Source organism: Halomonas halodenitrificans DSM 735 (genome assembly GCF_000620045.1).
GTDB classification, from domain to species: Bacteria; Pseudomonadota; Gammaproteobacteria; order Pseudomonadales; family Halomonadaceae; genus Halomonas; species Halomonas halodenitrificans.
Map to the genome: position 1 here is coordinate 22894 of NZ_KK211060.1, position 9513 is coordinate 32406.

A 9513-nucleotide genomic window follows, 5' to 3' on the forward strand; every position below is an offset into this window, starting at 1 on the left:
GCGTCGCAGGCTCTTAGAAGAAGGTCAGTCCGACCTGGAACAGTCGCTCGACATCACGGATGCGGCGCTTGTCGATCACGAACAGGATGACATGGTCGCCGGACTCCACCATCACGTCATCGTGGGCGATCATCACCTGCTTGCCGCGCACGATGGCACCGATGGTGGAGCCCAGTGGCAGGTCGATCTCGCCGATGGTGCGTCCCACCACCCGGGATGACTGGGTATCGCCGTGGGCGATGGCCTCGATGGCCTCGGCGGCACCGCGGCGCAGCGAGTGGACGTTGACGATATCACCGCGCCGCACATGGGTCAGCAGGCTGCCGATGGTGGCCTGCTGGGGCGAGATGGCGATATCGATCTCGCCCCCCTGCACCAGGTCGACGTAGGCGGCGTTGTTGATCAGCGTCAGCACCTTCTTGGCGCCCATGCGCTTGGCCAGCATCGACGACATGATATTGACCTCGTCGTCATTGGTCAGGGCGCAGAAGATATCGCACTCCTCGATATTCTCTTCCTCGAGAAGGCGCTTGCTGGTGGCGCTGCCGTGGAGGACGACGGTGCGGTCGAGGCGCTCGGAGAGCACCGTGCAGCGCTCCAGGCCGTGCTCGATGATCTTCACCTGGTGGCTGTGTTCGAGGTGTTCGGCGAGCCGCTCGCCGATATTGCCGCCGCCGGCGATCATGACGCGACGGAAGTCGCGGTCGAGGCGGCGCAGCTCACTCATGACCGCGCGAATATCACGTCGGGCGGCGATGAAGAAGACCTCGTCGTCGGCCTCGATCACGGTATCGCCGCGGGGGATGATGGGGCGGTTGCGGCGGTAGATCGCCGCGACCCGGGTGTCGACGCTGGGCATATGACGGCGCAGGAAGGCCAGGTCCTGGCCCACCAGGGGGCCGCCGTAGATGGCCTTCACCGCCACCAGCTGTACCAGGCCACCGGCGAATTCCAGCACCTGCAGGGCGCCGGGATACTCGATCAGGCGGCGGATATGGTCGGTTACCACCTGTTCGGGGCTGATCAGCACATCGATGGGTACCGCCTCGTGGGCAAACAGCCCGCGGCGAGTCAGGTAGGCGGTCGCCCGCACCCTGGCGATCTTGGTCGGCGTGCGAAAGAGGGTGTGGGCGACCTGGCAGGCGATCATGTTGACCTCGTCCTGGCTGGTCACCGCGATCAGCATGTCGGCGTCCTCGCAGCCGGCCTGGCGCAGCACCATGGGGTAGGAGCCGGGGCCGGTCACGGTGCGAATGTCGAGCCGGGTGTGGAGCTCGCGCAACTTGTTGCCGTCGGTGTCGACGACGGTGATGTCGTTCTCCTCGCGGGCCAGGTGTTCGGCCAGGGTGCCGCCGACCTGGCCGGCGCCGAGAATGATGATCTTCATCGCGTGGGGGTTCCGCTGGGTCGAGGGGCAACACCGGTTGGTGCGCCGCAGCACGTGACGGCTAGCCTAAACCAGCCGCCACGGGAAGGATAGGGTGGCGGGCCATCAGTCCAGGGTGAAGCCGACCTTGATGGTGACCTGCCAATGCAGCACCCGGCCATGCTCGATATGGCCGCGGGTATCGAGGACCTCGAACCAGCGCATATCGTGCAGGCTCTTGCCGGCCTTGGCGATGGCGCTCTCGATGGCATGCTGGATGCCTTCCTCGGAAGAGCCGGTCAGCTCGACATGCTTGTAGACATGGTTGCTCATGATGCCTCCAGCGGTAGTTGATGGTTGGCTATTCAAACCGGGACTCTCCCGAGTCCGGCCCTACTTCTTCCTCAGTCTGGCATAGAAGAAGCCGTCGTGGCTGTCGGGCTCCGGCAGCAGCTGGCGCCCGGCGCCGGCGGGCCGGCCCCAGGCCACGTCACCGGGTGTGGTCGCTTCGGCATCCGGGGTGCGCTCCAGGAAGGCGGCAATCTGCTCGCTGTTCTCCTCGGGCAGTACCGAGCAGGTGGCATAGAGCAGGGTCCCGCCGGGGGTCAGCAGCGCCCAGAGGTTGTCGAGCAGGCGTGCCTGCAGCGCGGCCAGCGACTCGATATCCGAGGCCCGACGCAGGCGCTTGATATCCGGGTGGCGGCGAATCACGCCGCTTCCCGAACAGGGGGCGTCGAGCAGGATCGCCTCGAAGGATGTGGCGTCCCACCAGTCCCGGGCGGTGGCGTCACCGTGGGCCAGGCGCGCCTTCAGGCCGAGGCGCTGAAGGGCGTCCTCGACCCGAGCCAGACGCTCGGCGTCGCTGTCCACGGCGTGCATGTCGACATCGAAGACCTCCAGCAGGTTGCTGGTCTTGCCGCCCGGGGCACAGCAGGCGTCCAGCACCCGGGTGCCGGGGCGAGGGGCCAGGGCCGGGCCCAGCAGCACCGTAGCGAGCTGAGCGGCCTCGTCCTGAACACTGACGTGGCCGTCCTCGAAGCCGGGTAGCTCGAAGACATCGCAGGGCGTCTCCAGGGTGATGCCATCCGGGGCGTGGGTGCACAGGCGCCCCTCGAGGCCCGCCGCGGTCAGGCGCTCGAGGTAGGCCTCGCGGTCGCCGTGGCGGCGATTGACCCGCAGCGTCATGGGGCCGGGGGCGTTGTTGGCCTCGGCCACGGCCTGCCAGTCGTCCGGCCAGGCCCGGCGCAGTGAGTCGAGCAGCCATTGGGGATGCAGTAGCGCCACCGCCGGGTCGTGGTCCACTTCCGCCTGGAGGGCGTCGGACTCACGCTGCAGGCGACGCAGGCAGCCGTTGAGGACCCGGGTGGCCCACTCCTTGCCCATGAGGCGAGCGGCGCCGGCGGTCTCGCTCACGGCGGCGTGAGCGGGGACTCGCAGGTAGAGCAGCTGGTAGATGCCCAGCAGCAACAGCGCCTGGATATCGGCGTCACGGGCCTTGAAGGACTTGTTCAGCAGCCTGCCGGTCAGTGCCTCGAGGCGTGGCAGGGTGCGGCATACGCCATAGCACAGCGCCTTGAACAGGGCCCGGTCGCGGGCCACGACCTGGTGCTCATCGAGGCCGGCGAGGGAACCCTTGCCGGTGATAACCGGCACCAGGGCGCGGGCGGCGGCGGCGCGCACCGCCAGGCCGCCATCGTTCTCCAGCCCGCGGGGGGGGGAGCGGCGGGATTTGCCGGTTGAGGACGGCTGGCTCATGACGAGGACTCCTCGTGGTGGTGGCCCAGGCGCAGGCCGGGGGGGAAGCGGTCGGCTCGGGCGCGCAGCAGGTCCTTGACAGGCAGCGCCTTGCCGCCGGGTAGCTGGGCGCGGGTCACTCGTAGCACCTGGTCGCCGGCGGGGCCACAGGCGATGCGCAGCGCGTCGTCATCAGGTGCGAGCAGGGTGCCGGGCGCGGCGGGAGGCTCGTTATCGGCGAGATCACTCGCCTCGGCCAGCAGCAGGCGCAGGCGGTCGGCGTCGAAGGCACACCAGGCCACCGGCCAGGGGTTGAAGGCGAGGACCCGGGCGGCGAGCGCCGTCGCCGGCTGGCCAAAGTCCAGTTCGGCCTCGGCCTTGGAGAGCTTGGCGGCGTAGGTCACGCCGGCCTCGGGCTGAGGGGTGGCGGTCAGGCTGCCCGTCGCCAGGGCATCCAGTGCCTCGACGATCGCCTCGCCGCCGAGCGCCGCCAACCGGTCGTGGAGATCGCCGCCGGTGGTGGCGGAGGTAATGGGCGCGGGCCGGGTCAGCAGCATGTCGCCGGTATCCAGCCCGGCATCCATCTGCATGATGGTAACGCCGCTTTCGGTATCGCCGGCCTCGATGGCGCGCTGGATGGGCGCGGCACCCCGCCAGCGGGGCAGCAGCGAGGCGTGGATGTTGAGACAGCCGAGTCGCGGTATATCGAGCACCGCCTGCGGCAGAATCAGGCCATAGGCCACCACTACCATGATATCGACGTCGAGGGCCGCCAGCTCGGCCTGGTTCTCGACGGGCTTGAGGCTCTCGGGCTGGTAAACCGGCAGCCCATGCTCGAGGGCGCGCTGCTTGACGGGGCTCGGCGTCAGCTTGCGGCCGCGCCCGGCGGGGCGATCGGGCTGGGTATAGACGGCGACGATGCGGTGGTCGCTGGCCAGCAGCGCCGCAAGGCTTTCGGCGGCGAAGTCGGGGGTGCCGGCGAAGAGAATATTGAGGGGTCGGGACATTGAGGCTGCCTGGCCGGAAGTGGATATCTCCCCATGATAACGGAGCTTGCCCTGAACGACGAAGGCCGACGCTTGCGGCGTCGGCCTTCGGGGGAGTCGTAGGCGCGGGTTCAGGCGTCCTGAAGCATCTTGTGGCGCTTCTGCATCTTCTTGAGTACCCGGTCACGCTTGAGCGATGAGAGGTAGTCGACGAACAGGATACCCTCGAGGTGATCGTGCTCGTGCTGGATGCAGTGGGCCAGCAGGCCGTCGGCCTCCAGCTCGTAGGGTTGGCCGTCGCGGTCCAGGGCCTTGAGGTGGACGCGCAGGGCCCGGGGCACGTCGGCATAGTACTCGGGGATCGACAGACAGCCTTCCTGCAGCGGCTCGCGTTCGTCGCCGATCGGCGTGAACTCGGGGTTGATCAGCACCAGGGGGCTGCTGCGCTCGTCGCTGACGTCCATGACGATCACGCGACGATGTACGTCCACCTGGGTAGCGGCCAGGCCGATGCCCCGAGCGTCGTACATGGTCTCCAGCATATCGTCGACCAGCTGGCGCACCTCGTCGTCGACCGTTTCCACCGGCACCGCCTTGGTACGCAGGCGCTCGTCGGGAAATTCGAGGATAGGTAATTTGGCCATGGCGTTGGATTCACCGTTATGCTGTCATTTACACAATGACACTATTCTAGGTGTGATGCGCACGACAGCGCTAGGGCCTGCGTCGCAACACGTCGATAACATCAGACTATAACATGCCGGCGGCGTTCCATGGCATCGGCGCGATGACGCGCGGGAGGGCGGGGATGAGGCAGCGAAGTGGCGGCAGGGGGCGACGCTTCGGCTCGGGCCTGGTGCTGGCGCTGGCCATGGTTCTGGCCACGGACGCCCAGTCCCGGGGGGTGATCAAGCCTTCGCCGGAGATGCGCACCATCCCGCATCGTGAGGCGGTCGCGCCGATCCCTCTTGAGAATATACGGCATTTCCTGCGCGTGCACCGAGTCGTCGACGATCCTGAGGCCCTCGAGGGTCTGGCCTACGTGGTAGGGGGCGATGATCGTCGGCTGATGAGCAGCATGGGGGATCGCCTCTATGCCCGGGGTAATGTGCCAGGGAACGGGCGCGTAGGCTTCTATCGTGAGGGTGAGCGCTTCCTCGATCCGACCAGTGGCGAGCCGCTTGGCCTCGAGCTGAAGAGCGTCGGCCAGGCGCGCCGCGAGAGTCGGAGGGGCGAGATGACGGTGCTGGAAGTAATCTCTTCGAGCCAGGAGGTGCGCAGTGGCGATATTGTGCTGCCACTGGAAAATACGGGGCTGGTCACGGAGTTTGTCCCGCGCGCTCCCGAGCGAGAGATCGAGGGTACTATCCTGGCGGTGCCCGGAGGCATGCAGTTTATCGGTCGGCTCCAGGCAGTGGCATTGGATCGCGGCCGTCGTGACGGCCTGGAGGCAGGCCATGTGCTGATGGTCGAGCAGCGTGGCGAGCGGGTCAAGGACCCGCGCACCGGTGAGCCACTGCGCCTGCCGGACGAAGACGCCGGTCTGATAATGGTTGTCAAACCCTATCGGAAGATGAGCTATGGCCTGGTGATGGAGGCCAGCCGCTCCCTGTCGGTGGGAGATCGTATCCGCAATCCACGGCGCGCGCTCGGCGCCGCCCGGCGCTGAGGCCTGACATGTCGTCGCCGGCCTTGGGAGTTCGGGAGTGGTTGGCCCTGACGAGCCTGCCCGGGCTCGGGGCGAGCCGGTTGGCCGAGCTGATTGCTCGGCGGCCGGCCTGGCCCGATGGCTGGTTGGCCGTGTTGCCGAGAGAAGCCGCCACGGCGCTGCGGCTGTGGCTCGACCACCCCGCCCGCAGCCCACTCGCCGCCAGCGTGGATGCCGCCCTGGCCTGGGCCGCGGCCTCCGCCGACCATCACCTGCTCCATGCGGGGCACCCCGCCTGGCCCGACCTGCTGTCCGAGATCGCCGACCCACCACCGCTGCTATGGGGCTGGGGTGATATCGCCAGCCTGGCGCCTCCCAGGCTGGCCATGGTGGGGTCACGACGCGCGACCCGTGAGGGACTGACCAATGCCGGCGCCTTTGCCCGGGAGCTGGCCACCCGGGGCTGGTGCGTGGTCAGCGGCATGGCGCTGGGGATCGATGCCGCCGCCCAGCAGGCCGCCCTGGACGCCGGGGGCGTCAGCGTGGCGGTACTCGGCTGCGGCATCGACGTCGTCTATCCGCCGCGCCACCACCGCCTGCATGAGCGGCTGCGGGAGCAGCCGGGCGGGTTGCTGCTCTCGGAGCATCCGCCCGGCACCCCGGCCCGTGCCGGCTTCTTCCCCCGCCGCAATCGCATCGTCACCGGGCTCTCCTGGGGCGTGCTGGTAGTAGAGGCCGCCGAGCAGAGCGGCTCGCTGGTCAGCGCCCGGTTGGCCGGGGAGCAGGGCCGCGAGGTGTTCGCCCTGCCCGGTTCGCTGCATAACCCCCAGGTCCGAGGCTGTCTGCGGCTGATCCGCCAGGGGGCGGTGCTGGTGCGCGAGGTCGATGACATCCTCTCCGAGCTGACCCAGTGGCAGGCCCCGACGATGCCCGTGGCGTCGCGTATCGAGGCCGATGACGGGGATGGCGACCCGCTATTGCGCTGGCTGAGTGGCAGCCCGACGCCGGCCGATGTGCTGGTGGGGCTGACCGGACTGGACATCGCCGAATGCCAGCGGCGCCTGCTGATGCTTGAGCTGGAGGGGCAGGCCGCGCGGGTGGCCGGCGGCTGGGTGCGACTCTCGACGCCGTGATAGAATTTCCCGCCATTCGCGTTCCGGCCGAGCGAGGAGAGCCCATGAGCCAGGCCCGTCAGATCCAGCGCGCCGCCGCCGCCCTGCGCGAGGGCGGGGTGGTGGGCTATCCTACCGAGGCCGTCTGGGGCCTGGGCTGCGACCCCGACAACGATGACGCCCTGGCGACGCTGCTGCGCCTCAAGCGGCGTGATCCCGCCAAGGGGGTCATCCTGGTGGCGGCGAGCATCGAACAGTTCGTCGAGTGGCTGGAGGGGCTCCCCGCCGTACAGCATGCGTCGCTGGCGGCCAGCTGGCCGGGGCCCAACACCTGGCTGGTGCCGCACAACGGGCGCAGTCACGCCCTGGTGCATGGCGCGCATGACCGCGTCGCCCTGCGCGTCAGCGCGCATCCCCTGGTGGCGGCGCTCTGCGAAGCCTTCGGGGGGCCCATCGTTTCCACCTCGGCCAACGTGGCCAGCGAGGCGCCGGCGATGAGCGCCGACGAGGTGCGTGCTACCTTCGGTAGCCGCCTTGATGCCCTCGTCGAGGGGGAGCTGGGCGGCCTCGAACGCCCCAGCACCATTCGCGACCTGGCCAGTGGCCGGATACTGCGCTCCTGATCCCTTCCCTTTCACCCTGCCTGGAGGCTCCCTTGGCCCACCCGCGACTCGATGACGTAAAGACCTACCTGCTCGACCTGCAAGATCGCCTGTGTCGCGGCCTGGCCGCCGCCGACGGCGATGGCGTGTTTCACGAGGACGCCTGGCAACGCCCGGGGGGCGGCGGCGGACGGTCCCGGGTGATCGAGAAGGGGCGTGTCTTCGAGAAAGGCGGGGTCAACTTCTCCCACGTCTACGGCGAGCGCCTGCCGCCCTCGGCAACGGCGGCGCGCCCCGAACTGGCCGGGCGTAGCTTCCATGCGGTGGGGGTCTCCTGGGTGCTTCACCCCGAGAATCCCCATGTGCCGACCAGCCACGGCAACGTCCGCTTCCTGATCGCCGAGAAGCCCGGCGAGGCGCCGGTATGGTGGTTCGGCGGGGGCTTCGATCTGACGCCTTTCTACCCGGTGCTCGAGGATGTGGTGCACTGGCATCGAGTGGCCCGGGACGCCTGCGCCCCCTTCGGCGAGGCGGTCTACCCTCGCTTCAAGGCGTGGTGCGATGACTATTTCTATCTGAAGCATCGCGACGAGACTCGTGGCGTGGGCGGGCTCTTCTTCGATGACCTCAATGACTGGGGCTTCGAGCGCAGCTTCGCCTTTCAGCGCGCCGTGGGCGACGCCTTCCTCGAGGCCTATCTGCCCATCGTGAAGCGCCGGGTCGAGACTCCCTGGAGCAAGCGCGAACGAGACTTCCAGCTCTATCGCCGCGGACGCTACGTGGAATTCAATCTGGTCTGGGACCGCGGGACCCTGTTCGGGCTGCAGAGTGGCGGGCGTACCGAGTCGATCCTGATGTCGATGCCGCCCCTGGCGAGCTGGGAGTACGACTGGCATCCCGAGCCCGGCAGCGCCGAGGAGAGGCTCTATCGCGACTACCTGCGCCCCAGAGACTGGCTGGAAGGCGACGCCGAAGGAGAACGAAGCATGACCGGGCGCTACTGTGTCTTCGGCCATCCGGTCGCCCACTCGAGGTCGCCCTTCATTCATGCTGCCTTTGCCGAGCAGGCCTCCGATGCCATTGAATACACCGCCATCGAGGCGCCGCGCGACGACTTTTCCGGCGCCTGGCAGCGCTTCATCGAGGAAGGCGGGCGCGGTGCCAATGTCACCGTGCCGTTCAAGGAAGAGGCCTTTCGCCTCTGCGATACGCTCAGCGAGCGTGCCCGGCGTGCCGGGGCGGTCAATACCCTGATTCTCGGGGAGGACGGCCGGACATACGGCGATACCACCGATGGCATCGGCCTGGTGCGCGACCTCGAACGTCATGGCGTGGCGCTTGCCGGGGCGCGCATCCTGGTGCTCGGCGCCGGCGGCGCGGTGCGTGGCGTGCTGGAGCCGCTGCTGGCCGGCCGGCCGGCCAGCCTTCTGGTGGCCAACCGTACCGCCGCCAAGGCCGATGCCCTGGCCGCCGACTTTCGCGATCTGGGCGAGATCACCGGTGGCGGCTTCGACGCGGTAAAGGGCCCATTCGACCTGGTCATCAACGGCACCAGCGCGAGCCTGGCGGGGGATCTTCCGCCGCTGCCCGAGGCCCTCTTCGCCCCCGGCGCCACCGCCCATGACATGATGTACGGCGCCGAGCCCACGGTGTTTCTGCGCTGGGCAGGCGAGCGCGGCGCCCGCACCCTGGATGGCCTCGGCATGCTGGTGGAGCAGGCGGCGGAGGCCTTCTTCCAATGGCGTGGTGTGCGCCCCGATACCGCCCCGGTGCTGGAGCGGCTCCGCCAGGCGCTATCACAAGGTTAGCGGACCCCTTGGCCCCCTCGGGGTCAGACCCCAGAGGTGTGGGGTCTGACCCTGAAGCCTCCCCACGAATCATACGGTAACGCCCAATTTCGCCTCTTGTCGCATCAACCGGAAGAGTCGGTCCATTCGGCCCGCTGGATGGCGGGCCAGAATCGCTTCACAGCCGAGCCGCCACAGTGAGAGGCCTCGCCGTGAGCGGCGGGTGTTGCTCTGATAAGCCGACGCCTTTCCCGCGTGCTCAAGGGAAAGACCATGGA

9 protein-coding genes and 1 pseudogene are annotated in these 9513 nt (G+C 68.5%); 5 read left to right on the forward strand and 5 right to left on the reverse strand.

Annotation, left to right across the window (positions count from 1 at the left end; translation table 11 throughout):
* Positions 1 to 13: 13 nt before the first annotated feature.
* The 5 genes from trkA to def form a co-directional block, all read right to left on the reverse strand.
* A complete protein-coding gene (gene trkA / locus Q358_RS0115745; RefSeq protein WP_027962844.1) occupies positions 14 to 1387 on the reverse strand; it encodes a Trk system potassium transporter TrkA in 1374 nt (457 codons plus the stop codon).
* A 105-nt stretch (positions 1388 to 1492) separates the two neighbouring features.
* A complete protein-coding gene (locus Q358_RS0115750) occupies positions 1493 to 1699 on the reverse strand; it encodes a dodecin (RefSeq protein ID WP_027962845.1) in 207 nt (68 codons plus the stop codon).
* 60 nt (positions 1700 to 1759) lie between these two features.
* A complete protein-coding gene (rsmB, locus tag Q358_RS0115755; protein ID WP_027962846.1) occupies positions 1760 to 3121 on the reverse strand; it encodes a 16S rRNA (cytosine(967)-C(5))-methyltransferase RsmB in 1362 nt (453 codons plus the stop codon).
* Positions 3118 to 4107 carry a methionyl-tRNA formyltransferase gene (gene fmt / locus Q358_RS0115760; RefSeq protein WP_027962847.1) on the reverse strand — a complete coding sequence of 330 codons (990 nt, stop codon included), beginning with the start codon at positions 4105 to 4107 and terminating at the stop codon, positions 3118 to 3120. The genes rsmB and fmt overlap by 4 nt, the downstream gene beginning before the upstream one ends.
* A gap of 110 nt (positions 4108 to 4217) precedes the next feature.
* A complete protein-coding gene (gene def, locus Q358_RS0115765; RefSeq protein ID WP_027962848.1) occupies positions 4218 to 4730 on the reverse strand; it encodes a peptide deformylase in 513 nt (170 codons plus the stop codon).
* A 164-nt stretch (positions 4731 to 4894) separates the two neighbouring features.
* Here def and Q358_RS0115770 point away from each other — a divergent pair, with 164 nt between their 5' ends.
* From Q358_RS0115770 to aroE, 5 genes and pseudogenes are all read left to right on the forward strand, one after another.
* Complete coding sequence (locus Q358_RS0115770; RefSeq protein WP_027962849.1) at positions 4895 to 5755, forward strand: hypothetical protein; 861 nt, start codon at positions 4895 to 4897, stop codon at positions 5753 to 5755.
* An 8-nt stretch (positions 5756 to 5763) separates the two neighbouring features.
* A complete protein-coding gene (dprA, locus tag Q358_RS0115775; protein WP_043488628.1) occupies positions 5764 to 6867 on the forward strand; it encodes a DNA-processing protein DprA in 1104 nt (367 codons plus the stop codon).
* 44 nt (positions 6868 to 6911) lie between these two features.
* Positions 6912 to 7469, forward strand: coding sequence for an L-threonylcarbamoyladenylate synthase type 1 TsaC (tsaC, locus tag Q358_RS0115780; RefSeq protein ID WP_027962851.1), 558 nt, complete (start codon positions 6912 to 6914; stop codon positions 7467 to 7469).
* Positions 7470 to 7501: 32 nt separating this feature from the next.
* Positions 7502 to 8410: pseudogene (hemF, locus tag Q358_RS18755) on the forward strand (oxygen-dependent coproporphyrinogen oxidase); the annotation flags it as partial.
* Between the two features lie 24 nt (positions 8411 to 8434).
* Positions 8435 to 9256 (forward strand): shikimate dehydrogenase, encoded by an 822-nt coding sequence (aroE, locus tag Q358_RS18840; RefSeq protein ID WP_169735526.1) that lies wholly within the window; start codon positions 8435 to 8437, stop codon positions 9254 to 9256.
* The last annotated feature ends 257 nt before the right edge of the window (positions 9257 to 9513 follow it).